This window comes from Pseudomonas germanica (assembly GCF_019614655.1).
Taxonomy (GTDB): domain Bacteria; phylum Pseudomonadota; class Gammaproteobacteria; order Pseudomonadales; family Pseudomonadaceae; genus Aquipseudomonas; species Aquipseudomonas neuropathica.
Genome location: NZ_CP071586.1, coordinates 5,546,414 through 5,561,467, shown reverse-complemented (window position 1 = coordinate 5,561,467; position 15,054 = coordinate 5,546,414). Strand labels below are relative to the sequence as shown.

Here is a 15,054-nt window from a genome sequence, read left to right as displayed (position 1 = left end):
GCGCCGGTGAATATTTTTTATGGATCGAGTGCTTGCATTTTTCCCTTGCGGGTCTGTCAATTGAAGGTGAAAACTGAGCTGATACCTGTACATTCTGCCAATCGGTGCGATTATCGCCCACAACCCCGAGGCCTGGATTGAAGTGATGAACAAGCCTGAGCTGCCTTCGATTCCAGTGTTCAAGCTCTACGGTGAAAGCCTGGACTGGCCGACCCCTGACTTGCTGCACTGTGAAACCATTTCCTCCCGCAGTCGCGAACATGAGTGGGAAATCAAACCCCACCGCCATGCTGATTTGTGCCAGTTGCTCTTCGTCTTCAAAGGTCAGGCAGAGCTTGAGATCGAAGGGCAGCGCACGCAACTCCAAACCCCGGCGATTCAAGTGCTGCCACCGTTATCGGTGCACGGCTTTCGCTTTTCCGAAGACGTCGAAGGGTTCATCGTTACCCTCGCCACACCGCTGATCAATCACTTGCAGGCGCAACTGGGCGATTCGGTGCACGCACTGGCCAGTGCAGAAAACTACCCGGCAGGCACCGACGGTGATTACCTCAACAGCCTGTTTTCGGCGTTGCAGGCTGAGTACAACGGCCACCAACCGGCGCGGGAAATGCTCATGCATTCGCTGGTCAGCGTGATCATGGTCTGGGTTAGCCGTCAGGCGATCGTGCGGCACAAAGCCAGTCAGCGGCCGCAACGTCAGCGCGAATACCTCAATGGCTTTATTCAATTGGTCGAGGAGACTTACCGCCAACACGTGAAGGTTGAAGACCTTGCGCATCGGCTGGGGATTTCGGTATCGCACCTCAACGGCACTTGCCGTGAACTGGCGGGGCAACCGGCGTTGCAGATCATGCACGAGCGTCAGTTGCTGGAAGCCAAGCGCTTGCTGACCTACACCAGCATGACGATTTACGAGATGTCGGAGTTGTTGGGATTTTCCGATCCGACCAACTTCACGCGCCTGTTTCGGCGCCGGGTGGGGATTTCACCAAAGGCTTTCCGCGACCGTCTGAAGGCCGAGCAGTAATCCACTGACATCACAACCCTCCCTGTAGGAGTGAGCCTGCTCGCGCCTACAGTTGAATATCAGCGCAGCGCGTTCAGCGTGGCATTGTGCGGAATGCAGCGCTCGAAGTTGCAGCTCGCATACTCGCGCGGCAGTTGTCGCTGCTGTTCGACCCGCCAGGCAGCGGTGCCGTACAGCGCCAGCGTGGCGGCGCAGGTGATGAAAATCGCGACGTACCTTCTTGTTTTGATGTTCATGGCGTAGACCTCTGAACGACATACCCTGCGGTATTACTTTCAGCATAGGTCAGCGCTGGGGAGTTGCCAGCGAGTGTGCTTGAGGATTTAACCGGCCATTCAGCACATTGATAGCCAGTGTGGGAGCGAGCCTGCTCGCGAAAGCCGTGTCTCAGTTACTGAAAAGTTGGCTGAACGGACGCTTTCGCGAGCAGGCTCGCTCCCACAGTGGATCGGATTTACAGGCCGGTATCCCATTCGGGGGTTTCGGGGAATCTGAGCACCAGAAAATCCAGCATGCTGCGCAGCGCCGCCGGCATGTGTTTGCGTGAGGCATACACCGCATAGATGCTCATCTGTCGCGGCTCGGCATGGGGCAGCAGGCGGACCAGTTCGCCGCTGTGAATATGCACCCCGGCCTGATAGGTCGGCAGCATCGCCACCCCGGCGCCGGCCAGGGTGGCGCGCAGTAACGTGCTGGCCTCGTTGGCGCTGATATTGCCCTGCACCGGCACTGAAACCGGTTCGCCATCCTCCTCGAAATGCCACAGGCTTTTGCCGAAATACGAGTGCGTCAGGCAGTTGTGTTGGCTCAACTCTTCGACCCGCAATGGCGCCGCTTGCTCCTGCAGATAAGCGGGCGCGGCGCAGACTACCGAACGACAAACGGTCAGGCGTCGGGCGATCAGGTTGGGGTCGAGATCGTTACTCGTGCGAATCGCTAGGTCGATGCGCTCATCGACCAGATTCACCGTGCGATCGAGCATTTGCAGATCGATGCTCACCCCCGGGTAGCGTTTGACGTAAGCGGCCATCGCATCCGCCAGTTGGGCCTGGCCGAACGAAGTGCTGACGCTGATCCGCAGCAGCCCGCGCGGGGCGTCGTGGGGTTCGCTGACGGAGGCCTGCATGTCCGTCGACAGTTCTAGCATCTGCCGGCAGCGCGGCAGAATCTCACTGCCGGCGGCGGTCAGGCTCAACTTGCGCGTGGTGCGGTGCATCAGGCGCGCGCCGACCCAGTCTTCCAGCTCTGCCAGATAACGTGAAACCACCGGCCGCGAAAGGTCCAGATGATCGGCCGCTGCCGACTGGCTGCCCAGATCCACCACGGTGACAAACACCCGCATTGCTTGGAGACGATCCATGATTTGCCCGCTTTCAGAAACAAACTATGTTCAAGCATCGCATTTTTTGTACTGAGTCAGGCAACTAAGCTCTGTTCCATCGCCAAACACGGCATTCGGACACCGGAGCAACAGATGATCGGTTTCACCACACTCAAACGCGTTCTGCTCGCCACTGCTTCTCTGGGTTTCGCCGCGCATGCAGCGGCTGCCAATCTGACCCTGGATGTCTACAACCCAGGGACAAACGCGATTTTCCCGGTGACCTCGGTGCTGGTCAGCGGTGAGAAAGACGCGATCCTCGTTGATGCGCAATTCGGCAAATCCCAGGCCGAGCAAGTCGTGGAAAAGATCCGCGCCAGCGGCAAGCACCTGACCACTATCTACATCAGCCATGGCGACCCGGATTACTACTTCGGCCTTGATACCCTGACCAAGGCATTCCCGGAGGCCAAGGTACTGGCCTCGCAACCGACGGTTGATCACATCAACAAAACCGTCGCCGGCAAACTGGCCTTCTGGGGCCCGAAAATGGGCGCCGACGTTCCGGCGAAAACCATCGTGCCGGGCGTGCTCAAGGGTGACAGCCTGATGCTCGAAGGGCAGAAATTGCAGGTCATCGGCCTCGACGGCAAACAACCAGATCGCAGTTTTGTGTGGATCCCGTCGCTCAAAGCCGTGGTCGGTGGTGTGGTTGTCGCCGAGAACATCCACGTATGGATGGCCGATACCCAGAGCGCGCAATCCCACGCCGACTGGCTGGAAACGTTGCACTCGATCGAAACCCTCAAACCGAACACCGTGGTGCCGGGTCACTACCTGGGTGACAGCCGCCGCTCGCTGGCCAGCGTGAAATTCACCGCCGACTACATTAAGGCGTTCGACGCGGAAACCGCCAAGGCCAAAGATTCCGCCGCACTGATCGCCGCGATGAAAAAGCGCTACCCGACACTCGGCGAAGAAAGTTCGCTGGAGCTGAGCGCGAAAGTCGCCAAGGGCGAAATGCAGTGGTAAGCCGATTCTGAAAACGCAGCACTCTCAAGCCAACTGGAGAATGTCATGAGCAAGATCGCAATCATTGGTGCCACCGGCCGTGCCGGTAGCCAACTGCTGGAAGAAGCCCTGTGTCGCGGCCATAGCGTTACCGCTATTGCCCGCGATACGTCGAAGATCGGCGCCCGTGCCGGTGTGGTCAGCAAGAATGTCGATGTGCTGGATTCGGCCGCGTTGCAGGGCGCGGTGGCCGGTCACGATGTGGTGATCACCGCCGCGCATTTTGCCACCGTGCCTGCGGCGGCGATTGTCGGGCCAGTGAAGCAGGCGGGCGTGCAGCGCTTGCTGGTGGTCGGCGGTGCTGGTTCGTTGTTGCTGCCGGACGACACTCGGGTGATCGACAGTGCGGGTTTCCCGGCGGAGTACAAAGCTGAAGCCAGCGCTGGCGCGGTTTTCCTTGATGCCTTGCGTTCGGAGAAAGATCTGGACTGGACCTTTCTGTCACCTTCGGCAGAGTTTGTCGAAGGTGAGCGCAGCGGCAAGTTTCGTGTCGGCCAGGATCATTTGCTGGTGAGTGCCGAGGGGCGTAGCTGGATCACCTTTGCCGATTACGCGATTGCGCTGATCGACGAGGTGGAAACGCCGAAGCATTCGCGTCAGCGGTTTACTGTCGGGTACTGAGGCGTTTCTGAGGGATGGGTCTGGCTCTAGATCTTTCCCCCCTCACCCCAGCCCTCTCCCGAGGGAGAGGGAACCGACCGAGGTGTCTGGCGTTGTATATCGACCTGAGTGATCGAGTCGATTATGGATTCAACGCAGTAATTTCACGTCGGCGTATTTCTAGAGCATCCCCCAATCAGTCCCCTCTCCCTCTGGGAGAGGGTTAGGGTGAGGGAAAAAGCCTCACCGCAAATGCGCCTGCTCTACCAGCCAGATCATCAGTTCCTCCAACTGCGGCGAAGGCTCGGTTCCCGCAGGCACCACCACGTAATACGCCAACCCCGTCCTCACCTTCAACGCAAACGGCATCACCAGCCGCCCCGCGCGCAAGTCATCGCCGATCAACGACCAGTCGCCAATCGCCACCCCCGTCCCATGCGACGCCATCGACATCGCCTGATCCAGCGTTTCGAAATGCTGGCCCATGTTCACATTGTTCAATTGCAACTCGACTGCCGTCAGCCACACCGTCCAGTCCTGGATATCGCGGGTCGGATGCAACAACAGATGCTGTTGCAGATCGGCCGGGTCGGACAGTTCCGGTGGGCCTTTCAAAAGTGCCGGTGAGCAAACCGGGGTCAGTTGTTCATCGAACAGATGCAGCGCGGTCGAGGAGTTGTCCGGCGGCGTTCCGTAGATCACCGCCGCGTCGAACTGCTCGCGCTGAAAATCCACGCCATGGGCCAACGTCGTGGTCAGTTTGACCGGCACATCCGGGCGTTCCTTTTGCCATTGCAGCAGGCGCGGCACCAGCCAGCGCATCACACAACTTGGCGCCTTGAGTTGCAGGGTTTCGCGCTTGAGACCGATCTGCTCGGTGGCCTCAGTGATCAGACCGAAGACCTTCTCCACCCGTGGCAACCACTCCCGGCCTTCGGCCGTCAACTCCAGGCCACGGGCCAGACGAATGAAAAGTTCATACCCCAGATGATCTTCCAGCCCGGCGATCTGCCGGCTCACCGCGCCCTGGGTGATATGCAACTGCTCGGCGGCCCGGGTGAAGTTGCAGCACTGCGCTGTGATCAGAAACGTATGCAGGGCGGGCAGGGGAGGCAGTCGTTTCATGGGGATCCAAGGTATGACGTGAGGACATGGCTAGTATGACTTTTAATCGATTGTTGCCGCTACCTGCCGACCGTTCAATGAGCCCATGTTCAGGTCATGTGGGAGCGAGCCTGCTCGCGAAGGCTGTTTCACATTCAGCATTGATGTTGGCTGATCCAGCGCTTTCGCGAGCAGGCTCGCTCCCACAAGGGATCTGTGTTTTTAGCTGACAAAAGGGCAATGACATGGCGACGTGTGGCGAAGTACTGGTCAAGTTACTCGAAGGTTATGGGGTCGAGCAGGTGTTCGGCATTCCCGGCGTGCACACCGTGGAGCTATATCGCGGGCTGGCCCGTTCGAGCATCAACCACGTCACCCCACGGCATGAACAGGGCGCCGGTTTCATGGCTGACGGTTATGCGCGGACCAGCGGCAAACCGGGTGTGTGCTTCATCATTACCGGCCCGGGCATGACCAACATCACCACCTCCATGGGCCAGGCTTACGCCGACTCGATCCCGATGCTGGTGATCTCCAGCGTACAGAGCCGCAACCAGTTGGGCGGCGGGCGCGGCAAGCTGCACGAGTTGCCGAACCAGAGCGCACTGATCGCTGGCGTCGCAGCGTTCTCTCACACCCTGATGTCGGCGTCGGAATTGCCCGGCGTGCTCGCTCGCGCATTCGCCTTGTTCCAGGCCGGGCGTCCGCGTCCGGTGCACATCGAAATTCCGCTGGACGTGTTGGTGGAAGAGGCCGATGAGCTGCTCGCCAGTATTCCGGTCAACATCGACCGCGCCGGTGCCGCGCCCGCTGCCGTAAGCCGTATGAGCGCGTTGCTGGCCGGCGCCCAACGTCCGTTGATTCTCGCCGGTGGCGGTGCGATCGATGCCGCAGCAGAGCTTACCGAACTGGCTGAACTGCTCGACGCACCTGTAGCGCTGACCATCAACGCCAAAGGTCTGTTGCCGTCGACGCATCCGCTGTTGATCGGCTCTACACAAAGCCTGGTCGCCACCCGCGAATTGGTCGCCGATGCCGATGTGGTACTGGCGATCGGCACCGAACTGGCCGAAACCGATTACGACGTGACCTTCGCCGGTGGTTTCGAGATTCCCGGCAAGCTGCTGCGCATCGACATCGACGCCGATCAGACCGTGCGTAACTATCCGCCACACGTCGCCCTGGTTGCCGATTCGCGCAATGCCGCGCAGGCATTGCTCAGCGCCTTGTCGCACAAAACGCTGGCCGAGCGCCGCAACGATTGGGGCCAGGTACGCGCGGCGCGTCTGCGTGATGATCTGGCCGCGACCTGGGATGCACCGACGCTGGCGCAAACCCGTTTCCTCGAAACCGTGCTGCACGAATTGCCCGACGCGGTGTTCGTCGGCGACTCCACGCAACCGGTGTACACCGGCAACCTGACCTTCAATCCGGAGCGTCCGCGTCGCTGGTTCAACTCGTCGACCGGCTACGGCACCCTCGGCTATGCGTTGCCGGCAGCGATTGGCGCATGGCTCGGTGGGCAACCCGATAAAGGTGCACGGCCACCGGTGGTGTGCCTGATCGGCGACGGCGGTCTGCAGTTCACCCTGCCGGAACTGGCCAGCGCCGTCGAAGCGCGCACCCCGGTGATCGTCCTGCTGTGGAATAACCAGGGCTACGAAGAGATCAAGAAATACATGGTCAACCGCGCCATCGAACCGGTCGGCGTCGACATCTACACCCCGGACTTCATTGGCGTGGCCAAGGCCCTCGGCTGCGCCGCCGAAGCGATCAACTCAGTGGAACAACTGCGCAGTGCACTGCGTGCCGCGACCGATCGCCAAGGCCCGAGCGTAATCGAAATCGACCAGAACCAGTGGATGCAGGCGGTGGCCAAGTGATCAATTTTCCAACCACACTCGACGGCCTCTACATCAACGGCCAATGGTCGGCCGGCCGCGAACATCTGCGCGTGATCAACCCGGCCACTGAGGCGTTGCTGACCACGGTCAATGGTGGTGACGAGCACGCGGTGAGCCAGGCCGTGAGCGCTGCGACTGAAGCATTCAGGGACTGGTCGCAAACCAGCGGTGCTGAGCGCGGCGCGATTCTGCGCAACATCGCCAATGGCGTGCGCAACGGTCGCGATCACTTGATGAAACTGCAATCGAGCAACAACGGCAAACCGCAGTTCGAAGCGGCCATCGACGTCGACGATGTGATCGCCACCTTCGAGTACTACGCCGAACTCGCTGAAGGCCTCGACGCCAGACAGGACAGCAACGTGCCGCTGCCCAGCGATGATTTCAGCGCACGCTTGCGGCGCGAGCCGTGCGGCGTGGTCGGGCTGATCGTGCCGTGGAATTTCCCCATGGTCACCACCGCGTGGAAACTTGCGCCGGCCCTCGCCGCCGGGTGCTGCGTGGTGCTGAAACCGTCGGAAGTCACGCCGCTGCCGGAGCTGGAACTGGCGGCGATCATCGCCGAAGCCGGCCTGCCCAACGGCGTGTTCAACGTCGTTTGCGGTACTGGCCTGGCGGTCGGTGCACCACTGTCGGCGGATCCGCGCATCGCCAAGATTTCCTTCACCGGTAGTAACGCCGTCGGTGTCCAGGTGATGCAGCGCGCCGCCGAAACGGTGAAGGGCGTGAGTCTGGAACTGGGCGGCAAATCTTCGCTGCTGGTGCTCGAAGATGCGGATCTGCAACTAGCGGTCGAGTTGGCTTGCGGTGGCGGTTTCTTCAATGCCGGGCAGATGTGCTCGGCCACCAGCCGTGTGTTGGTTGCCGATGAATTGGCGGATGAATTCCTTGAACGTTTGCACAAGCGTGCGCAGGCGATTCGCGTGGCGGATCCGTTCGACCCGGACGTGGAGATGGGCGCACTGGTCAATCAGGCGCAATACCAGCGCGTGCTTGGTCACATCGACCGGGGTCTGAGCGCTGGCGCGAAGCTAGTGTGCGGCGGCAATCGTCCGGCAGATCTGCCGCGCGGATATTTTTTGCAGCCAACCGTGTTCACCGACGTGCCCCTCGACAGTGCGCTGTGGTGCGAAGAGATTTTCGGTCCGGTGCTGTGTGTGCGCAGTTTCAGCAGCGAAGCCGAGGCAATTGCCCTGGCCAACGACAGCCAATTCGGCCTGGTCGCCAGTGTGGTGACGCGTAACGCCGAGACCGCCGAGCGGGTCGCCAACGCCCTGCAGGCGGGGCTGGTGTGGCTCAACGCGCCGCAAGTGATCTTCCCGCAAACCGCGTGGGGCGGTTACAAGCAGAGCAGCATCGGCCGCGAATTGGGACCGTGGGGCCTGGCCGCGTTTCAGGAAATCAAACACGTGATCCGGGCGCTCTGAACGCCCGAAAAAGGTGAGCGCATGCCTCGCAACGAGGCATGCGTCGACGTCATGGCTTCAATGATTTTTTTTCGATAGTCAGGTGTTTTGCACGACCTCAGGATGAACCCGTCGGCAGCGCTGCAGGCCTTTGAAAACAGGGCCTGCAGCGGATCCGGCCGCGCGGATGCAACGGTTGCGACCAACCTCATACTTAAAAGAACAAAGGGAGTCCGTCATGGGCGAGCACGATCTGAACAGGCGTCAATTCATTAAAACCGTCGGCGTCGCCTCGGTGGCTGCGGCCGCCCTGAGCATGCCCTTCATCCGGGCGAGCGCCAGCGACACGCGGTTCGCCGGCAAGACCCTGCGTTTGCTGACCTGGTCGGATGACACCGGCCTCGCGGCACTGCGCAACATCGCCGCCACGTTCGAAGCCAAGACTGGCGCCAAGGTCATCGCCGACCGCACCGGCAGCACTTCGGAAATGGTCGCCAAACTCAAGGCCGGCGGTGATCGTCCGCAGTACGACATCATCACGTTGGCCGGCGTCGGTGCCGAAGGTCTGGCGGCCGCCGGGCTGCTGGAAAAACCCGACCTCAACCGTATTCCCAACCTGATCGACGTCCCGGAAAAATACCGCACTGGCGCCAATGGCCACGGCATCGGTTACCTGTTGTGGTGCAACAGTCTGGTCTACAGCACTCGCACCCAGAAAGAGGCGCCGAGCAGTTATGCCGCGTTGTGGGATGCCGATCTGGCGCCGAATATTTTCCTGCCTCCGCCGAACTGGACCGAGGCGATGGACCTGATCATCATCGCCGCGAAACTGGCCGGCGGTGACGAACACAACATCGAACCGGGCTTCAAGAAACTCGCCGAACTCAAGGATCGCGTGGTGACGTTGGGCGAAAACCCGAACCAGATTGCCGAGCTGTTCCGCACCGGTTCGCTGGACATGGGCGGCCTCTATGCCCCGGCATTTTTTCCCAAGCAGATCCGCGATCCGAACTACGGCCTCGGCGCTACGTTCGGCATGAAGGAAGGTTTCTACACCGACCTGATGCTTTCGGTGATGCCGAAGAATCGGCCGGGAGATACCGATCTGGCTTACGCGTTTATCGACCACTCCCTCGACCCGCTGGTGCAGGGCAAGATGGCCGAAGACATCTTCAACGGCCCGGTCAACGCCAAGGCGATCATCTCCGCCGAAGCGCGCAAGAGCCCGTTCATTCTGACGCCGGAGCAGATTGCCGAGAAGGCGATCATGCACGACAACGCCTTCCTGGCCACCGTGCATGACCAATGGATTCGTCGCTATACGGAAATTTTTTCTTCCTGAGCCGAACACAAACCTTCAGAACACCGCAAACCCTTGTGGGAGCTGGCTTGCCAGCGATGACGGCCTTCCTGTCGACAATGATGTCACTGACAGATTGCTATCGCTGGCAAGCCAGCTCCCACAGGTTTCTCAGTGAATATGAAGGTTGTGTTTGTCAGTTGTTCTTCCATTGACGAGATCATTGCTATGGAACATCAATCCCTGACCCAACCGGTTGGCGCCGGCGATGTGCGTCCGGCGCGCGGTATTTCTCCGACAGCGCGGGCGTGGCTTTTCCTCACGCCGTCGATGCTGTTTCTCGGCGTGCTGATCGCCGCCAGCCTGTTGGTGCTACGCATGAGCGTCGGCACCAAAGGCGCGGAATGGAGCGGTTTCAGCCTGGCCAGTTATGCCCAGTTGCTCGAACCCTATTACCTGAAATCCTTGCTGCTGACCTTGCGTCTGGCGCTGATCAGCGCGGTGATTGCCGTGGTGCTGGCGATCCCGGTGGCGTACACCATGTCGCGGCTGACCTCGCCGTTTCTGCGGCGGATTTTCCTCGCAGCGGTGCTGTTGCCACTGCTGGTCAATCTGCTGCTGCAAAGCTACGGCTGGCTGGTGATTCTCGGTCCCGGCGGCATGCTCAATCAGGCGCTGATGGGCCTCGGCCTGATCAAGCGGCCGATCATGTTGCTGTACAACCAGAACGGCGTTCTGATGGGCCTGGTGCAAACAGCGTTTCCACTCGCGGTGTTGCCGATTGCCAGCGCCATGCGCGGCGTCGCGCGAAGCTATGAAGAAGCAGCCGCAACCCTCGGTGCCAGCCGTTTTCAAGTGTTCCGCCAAGTGGTTCTGCCGATGAGTTTGCCGGGGATCATCACCGGTGCAACGTTGGTGTTCGCCTACAACGCCAGCAGCTTCGTGGTGCCGTTGCTGCTCGGTGGCCGTCGCGTGCCGATGCTGGCGGTGATGGTGCATGACCAGATCGCGCCGCTGATGAACTGGCCCGCCGCGTCGGCAGCCGGGGTGGTGCTGATTGTCACCACGCTGGCGATCATGACTCTCTCTGAATACATCACTGGCCGTCGTCGGCGTCTGCTGGAGGCTTCGCAATGAGTGCCCTGACCAAGAAGCGCATGGTGCTGTTGCCCGGCGAAACCGGCAAGTTCGCCGGCATCCTCTCCGGCTTCATTCTGCTGCTGGCGGTGTTGCCGATCCTGACCATGATCGTCATGTCGTTCAGCGGTGCGTCGAACCTCGACTTCCCACCGAGCAGCTACAGCCTGCAATGGTACAAAGCGGCCTGGCACACCTTTGTTTCGCCGGACGCCAGCGACGTGCTCAGCCTCGGTCAGGCCATGGCCACCAGCCTGTTGGTGTCGTGCCTGACGATGGTTTTTGCCACGCTGATCGCGGTGCCTGCCGCGTATGCGCTGACCCGCTGCGAATTCCGTGGCAAGGCCGTGGCGCTGCAACTGATGTCGCTGCCGCTGGTGTTCCCGATGGTGGTGTTAGGCCTGGCCTTGCTGCTGGTGTTCGACAGCCTGCCGTTCCACCTGACCACTTCGCGGCTGGTGATTGCCCACGTGATTCTGGCGCTGCCGTTTGTGGTGAAGAACTGCACCGCAGCGATGCTTTCCATCGGCAGCGAGGTCGAGGAAGCGGCGCGGATGCTTGGCGCTTCGCCGTTGCGCGCAATTGTCGATGTGGTGGTGCCGTTGATGAAATCGGGGATTCTGGCCGGCATGCTGCTGGCGTTCATCGTCTCGTTCAACGAATTCACCGTGACCTATTTCCTCTACACCATCGACGTCATGACCGTGCCGATCTGGATGTACAGCCGCACCGTGTCATCGCTCGACCCTACCGTGTTCTCGTTTGCCGTGCTGATCGTGCTGATCGACTTCGTCCTGATCTGGGCGCTGGAGAAGCTGGTGGGCGAGGGCGGCGTTTCCTTTTGATTTGAGGTGCAACATGACTGGTCTGATTCTGGAAAACGTCGAGAAATTCTACGGCTCGGCGTGCGCGGTACAAGACGTCAACCTGCATTTGCCGGAAGGCAAACTGGTGTGTTTCCTCGGCCCGTCCGGCTGCGGCAAAACCACCTTGCTGCGGATGATCGCCGGGCTGGAAACCTTGAGTGGTGGCGAGATTCGTCTGGACGGCGAAGACATCGGCCAGACCCCGGCGCACCTGCGCAACTTCGGCATGGTGTTCCAGTCGCTGGCGCTGTTCCCGCACATGACCGTTGGCGAGAACATCGCCTACCCGCTGAAGTTGCGCGGCGTCAGCAAGGCTGATCAACACAAGCGCGTGGTCGAGTTGCTGGAGCTGATCCAGTTGCAGGCGATGATCGATCGCCCGGTGGCGAAACTTTCCGGCGGCCAGCGGCAGCGCGTGGCGATTGCCCGGGCGATTGCTTCGCACCCGAAAATCCTCCTGCTCGATGAGCCGCTATCGGCGCTCGACGCCAAGCTGCGCGAGTCGATGCAGGTGGAAATCCGCCAACTGCAGCAGCGCCTGAACATCACCACGATCATGGTCACCCACGATCAGCGCGAAGCGATGACCATGGCCGATATCGTCGTCGTGCTGGGCGAACACAAGGTGCAGCAGGTCGGTACGCCGATCGAAATCTATCGGCATCCGGCCAATGAGTTTGTCGCGGACTTCATCGGCTCGGGCAATATTTTCCCGGCCACGGCGCTGGGCGATGGCAAGGTCAGCCTGCCGGGTGGTGACGCGCTGCAAGTGCCGATCTGCAGCAGCATTGTCGTCGGGCAGAAGGTGAAGATGCTGATTCGCCCCGAAGACCTGCAACTGTCCGCACCGCAAGCGACGGCGGGGAATCGATTGCTCGGCAAGGTGACGTTTGTGCGTGATATCGGCGCGACCATCGAGACGACGGTGGAGTGTTCCGGGGTGACGTTTACGGCGTTGAGTACGCCGTGTCAGGGGATCGGGTTGGGGATTGGGCATCCGGTGTCGGTGACGTTGCCGGCGGACGCTTGTCGGGTGTTGGGGGCTTAGATTGGGGGCTGACTCCAAATCGCCCCTCACCCCAGCCCTCCCGAAACGTCGGACCGCCCGGAGGTAGAGGGGGCCGACCGAGGTGTCTGGCGCTATCCATCGACCTGAGATATCGAGTCGATTATGGATTCGGCAAAGTACTTTCAGGTCAGCGTACTTCTTCAATATCCCCCATTCAGTCCCCTTTCCTGGGGTAGAGGGAGCCGACCGAGGTGTCAGGCGTTATCCATCGACCTGAAAAATCCAGTTGATTGTGGATTCGGTAAAGCACTTTCAGGTCGGTGAACCTCTCCAATATTCCCCATTCAGTCCCCTCTCCCTCTGGGAGAGGGTTAGGGTGAGGGGCTCTTGAAGTTCACACCGAAAGTCTCAATCGCGCCAAATCCCTTAACGGCGGTGCACCAAACAAGCGGCTGTACTCACGGCTGAACTGTGACGGACTTTCATACCCGACGCGATACCCCGCCGCCGACGCTTCCAGCCCCTCGGCCAGCATCAGGCGCCGCGCCTCTTGCAGGCGCAACTGCTTCTGATACTGCAACGGACTCATCGCCGTCATCGCCTTGAAACGGTGATGCAAGGTCGAGACGCTGAGGTTCACTTCTTTGGCCAGGTCATCAATGCGCAGCGGCTGTTCGAAGTTGCCGTTCAACCATTTGATCGCCTGACTGATGCGATGGCTCTGGCTGTTGGCGATCGCGATTTCATACAAACGATGGCCCTGCGGGCTGCGCAACAGGCGATAAAGAATCTCCCGGCGAATCAGCGGCGCGAGCATGGCGATGTCTTTCGGTGCATCGAGCAATCGGGCCAGACGCAGCACGGCATCGAGCATCGAACTGTCGATCTGCTCGACATACAAACCCCGCCCGGTCGGCCGCGTCGGCACACCCATCGGGCCGGCGTCGGCGATCAGCGCGGTGATTTCGGTCGGGTCGATATCCAGGCGCACGGCGAGGATCGGTTCTTCCGGCGAGACATTCACCACGCGCCCGCTTAACGGCATCGAAACCGACACCACCAGATAATTCAGCGGATCGTAATTAAAGAACTCGTCGGCCAGCCGCACTTCCTTACGTCCCTGCGCCATGATGCACAGCGCCGGTTGCGCGAGCACCGGGGCAAAGTCGTGGGATCGGGTGTGGCGCGACATGAACAGCGAGCCGATGGCGGTCTCGTAGCTGCCATCGTCGGTGGTGTTGCGGCGGATGATCGCCGCCAGTTCCGCGCGCTGTTTTTCCATGTCAGCGGTGGGTTCGGCTTGAAAACGATCGAATGACGTCATGCACGGCATCCTCGGCAGGGGAGGTGGAATGGAGCAGAGCATATGTTTGTGCAAGCGCCAGCGGTAGACACATCCTGCGAAATGCTTGCCTGATTCTGCATGGGATTGTGGGCGGGCTCAGCCATAGCAGGATGTAGGGCGGCAAAGTTGCTTGATACGCCGTATGACAACCGTGTGACGCAGTTTTACAGGTTGTTACAGGTCTTCTGCGCAGTCTCGCAGGATTGTGCAACGCAGCGACAGGAATCGACTAACGGCGGCTGGCGTGCGGCCCTTAACCTTTGATCCTGTCGCAGCCCGTCCCCCGGCTGCCACGCGACTCCCTGGGAGGGTTGAACATGTCCAAGCAGATTCCCGTCAGTCATATGGCCTTCGTTCGAGCGCGCGCCGGGCGTTCGGCGGAACTCGGTGTACGCCTGAGCGCGTTGATCGAGCCGTCCCGCGCCGCCCCCGGTTGCCTGAGCTTTGCCTTGCAGCATTCGCAGTGTGATTCCGAGTTGTGGCTGGTCTGCGGGTTCTGGAGCAGCCAGCAAATGATGACCAACTATTTCAACAGCCCGTCGATGGAAATCTTCGCCGAGCTGGTGCAGGAACTGGTGGTCAACAGCCTCGACTTCCACACGTTCAAGGACGTGTCGGCGGCGCAAGCCCTCGGTCAATGCCCGGCGCCGGTACACAAACTCGTCGGTTGAGGGTTTAATGTCCGGCTTGTTTGTCTGAGCCGGGATATGTGACATGGCACGTAAAGAGTTCGAACACTTCGAAGCAGTTTCCGCAGTCGTCCCCGTCGAGTTGGGCGGCAACAAGGGCTATCACGCGGCAATCGCGGTCAAGGCCCTGGTCGATGGCGGTGCACCACGCTTTCACAAACTGTTGAATGACCAGATCTTCCCCGGCGCCATTGCCGCTGATGAAGCGGCCATCAATGAGCTGGATAACCTCAAAGGCGTCACTGAAGACGCCGAGTTGATCTGGTAACGCG

Annotated in this window: 15 protein-coding genes; 11 read left to right on the top strand and 4 right to left on the bottom strand. The window is 60.4% G+C overall.

From position 1 onward, the window contains the following. Positions 1-145: 145 nt before the first annotated feature. Positions 146-1,030, top strand: a complete 885-nt coding sequence (locus J0G10_RS24600; RefSeq protein WP_093430541.1) for a helix-turn-helix domain-containing protein — start codon at positions 146-148, stop codon at positions 1,028-1,030. 59 nt (positions 1,031-1,089) lie between these two features. Here J0G10_RS24600 and J0G10_RS24595 read toward each other — a convergent pair whose 3' ends face one another. Together J0G10_RS24595 and J0G10_RS24590 are read right to left on the bottom strand one after the other, a co-directional pair. Continuing rightward, positions 1,090-1,266 (bottom strand): hypothetical protein, encoded by a 177-nt coding sequence (locus tag J0G10_RS24595; protein ID WP_176471308.1) that lies wholly within the window; start codon positions 1,264-1,266, stop codon positions 1,090-1,092. 218 nt (positions 1,267-1,484) lie between these two features. After that, positions 1,485-2,390 carry a LysR family transcriptional regulator gene (locus tag J0G10_RS24590; protein WP_220556923.1) on the bottom strand — a complete coding sequence of 302 codons (906 nt, stop codon included), beginning with the start codon at positions 2,388-2,390 and terminating at the stop codon, positions 1,485-1,487. Between the two features lie 114 nt (positions 2,391-2,504). Here J0G10_RS24590 and J0G10_RS24585 point away from each other — a divergent pair, with 114 nt between their 5' ends. Together J0G10_RS24585 and J0G10_RS24580 are read left to right on the top strand one after the other, a co-directional pair. Beyond that, complete coding sequence (locus J0G10_RS24585) at positions 2,505-3,383, top strand: MBL fold metallo-hydrolase (RefSeq protein ID WP_220556922.1); 879 nt, start codon at positions 2,505-2,507, stop codon at positions 3,381-3,383. A gap of 45 nt (positions 3,384-3,428) precedes the next feature. After that, a complete protein-coding gene (locus J0G10_RS24580) occupies positions 3,429-4,043 on the top strand; it encodes an NAD(P)-dependent oxidoreductase (RefSeq protein ID WP_220556921.1) in 615 nt (204 codons plus the stop codon). A 222-nt stretch (positions 4,044-4,265) separates the two neighbouring features. Here the strand turns inward: J0G10_RS24580 and J0G10_RS24575 are convergent, their stop codons facing one another. Further along, a complete protein-coding gene (locus J0G10_RS24575) occupies positions 4,266-5,147 on the bottom strand; it encodes a LysR substrate-binding domain-containing protein (RefSeq protein WP_220556920.1) in 882 nt (293 codons plus the stop codon). Between the two features lie 224 nt (positions 5,148-5,371). Between J0G10_RS24575 and J0G10_RS24570 the strand changes: the two genes are divergently transcribed. The 6 genes from J0G10_RS24570 (at position 5,372) to J0G10_RS24545 (ending at position 12,787) form a co-directional block, all read left to right on the top strand. Next, positions 5,372-7,009, top strand: coding sequence for a 5-guanidino-2-oxopentanoate decarboxylase (locus J0G10_RS24570; protein ID WP_220556919.1), 1,638 nt, complete (start codon positions 5,372-5,374; stop codon positions 7,007-7,009). After that, on the top strand, positions 7,009-8,457 hold the full coding sequence (locus tag J0G10_RS24565; RefSeq protein ID WP_095125947.1) for an aldehyde dehydrogenase family protein: 1,449 nt from the start codon (positions 7,009-7,011) through the stop codon (positions 8,455-8,457). Before J0G10_RS24570 ends, J0G10_RS24565 begins: the two co-directional genes overlap by 1 nt. A 217-nt stretch (positions 8,458-8,674) precedes the next feature. Continuing rightward, a complete protein-coding gene (locus J0G10_RS24560; RefSeq protein ID WP_095048253.1) occupies positions 8,675-9,778 on the top strand; it encodes an ABC transporter substrate-binding protein in 1,104 nt (367 codons plus the stop codon). A 186-nt stretch (positions 9,779-9,964) separates the two neighbouring features. Further along, positions 9,965-10,873 carry an ABC transporter permease gene (locus J0G10_RS24555; protein WP_095125856.1) on the top strand — a complete coding sequence of 303 codons (909 nt, stop codon included), beginning with the start codon at positions 9,965-9,967 and terminating at the stop codon, positions 10,871-10,873. After that, positions 10,870-11,718, top strand: coding sequence for an ABC transporter permease (locus tag J0G10_RS24550; protein WP_095048251.1), 849 nt, complete (start codon positions 10,870-10,872; stop codon positions 11,716-11,718). Before J0G10_RS24555 ends, J0G10_RS24550 begins: the two co-directional genes overlap by 4 nt. Positions 11,719-11,731: 13 nt before the next feature. Then, entirely contained in the window at positions 11,732-12,787 is a 1,056-nt protein-coding gene (locus tag J0G10_RS24545; protein WP_095048250.1) for an ABC transporter ATP-binding protein, read from the top strand. Positions 12,788-13,142: 355 nt separating this feature from the next. Here the strand turns inward: J0G10_RS24545 and J0G10_RS24540 are convergent, their stop codons facing one another. Beyond that, on the bottom strand, positions 13,143-14,072 hold the full coding sequence (locus J0G10_RS24540; RefSeq protein ID WP_093430530.1) for an AraC family transcriptional regulator: 930 nt from the start codon (positions 14,070-14,072) through the stop codon (positions 13,143-13,145). Positions 14,073-14,410: 338 nt separating this feature from the next. Here J0G10_RS24540 and J0G10_RS24535 point away from each other — a divergent pair, with 338 nt between their 5' ends. Together J0G10_RS24535 and J0G10_RS24530 are read left to right on the top strand one after the other, a co-directional pair. Then, positions 14,411-14,764, top strand: coding sequence for an antibiotic biosynthesis monooxygenase family protein (locus J0G10_RS24535; RefSeq protein ID WP_220556918.1), 354 nt, complete (start codon positions 14,411-14,413; stop codon positions 14,762-14,764). 43 nt (positions 14,765-14,807) lie between these two features. Next, a complete protein-coding gene (locus J0G10_RS24530) occupies positions 14,808-15,050 on the top strand; it encodes a hypothetical protein (protein ID WP_095048247.1) in 243 nt (80 codons plus the stop codon). Positions 15,051-15,054 lie beyond the last annotated feature (4 nt).

Coding starts and splice junctions, on each gene's coding strand:
- J0G10_RS24540 (WP_093430530.1), bottom strand. CDS start 14,072: ATGACGTCATTCGATCGTTTTCAAGCCGAACCCACCGCTGACATGGAA.
- J0G10_RS24570 (WP_220556919.1), top strand. CDS start 5,372: ATGGCGACGTGTGGCGAAGTACTGGTCAAGTTACTCGAAGGTTATGGG.
- J0G10_RS24555 (WP_095125856.1), top strand. CDS start 9,965: ATGGAACATCAATCCCTGACCCAACCGGTTGGCGCCGGCGATGTGCGT.
- J0G10_RS24580 (WP_220556921.1), top strand. CDS start 3,429: ATGAGCAAGATCGCAATCATTGGTGCCACCGGCCGTGCCGGTAGCCAA.
- J0G10_RS24545 (WP_095048250.1), top strand. CDS start 11,732: ATGACTGGTCTGATTCTGGAAAACGTCGAGAAATTCTACGGCTCGGCG.
- J0G10_RS24535 (WP_220556918.1), top strand. CDS start 14,411: ATGTCCAAGCAGATTCCCGTCAGTCATATGGCCTTCGTTCGAGCGCGC.
- J0G10_RS24600 (WP_093430541.1), top strand. CDS start 146: ATGAACAAGCCTGAGCTGCCTTCGATTCCAGTGTTCAAGCTCTACGGT.
- J0G10_RS24595 (WP_176471308.1), bottom strand. CDS start 1,266: ATGAACATCAAAACAAGAAGGTACGTCGCGATTTTCATCACCTGCGCC.
- J0G10_RS24550 (WP_095048251.1), top strand. CDS start 10,870: ATGAGTGCCCTGACCAAGAAGCGCATGGTGCTGTTGCCCGGCGAAACC.
- J0G10_RS24530 (WP_095048247.1), top strand. CDS start 14,808: ATGGCACGTAAAGAGTTCGAACACTTCGAAGCAGTTTCCGCAGTCGTC.
- J0G10_RS24575 (WP_220556920.1), bottom strand. CDS start 5,147: ATGAAACGACTGCCTCCCCTGCCCGCCCTGCATACGTTTCTGATCACA.
- J0G10_RS24560 (WP_095048253.1), top strand. CDS start 8,675: ATGGGCGAGCACGATCTGAACAGGCGTCAATTCATTAAAACCGTCGGC.
- J0G10_RS24585 (WP_220556922.1), top strand. CDS start 2,505: ATGATCGGTTTCACCACACTCAAACGCGTTCTGCTCGCCACTGCTTCT.
- J0G10_RS24590 (WP_220556923.1), bottom strand. CDS start 2,390: ATGGATCGTCTCCAAGCAATGCGGGTGTTTGTCACCGTGGTGGATCTG.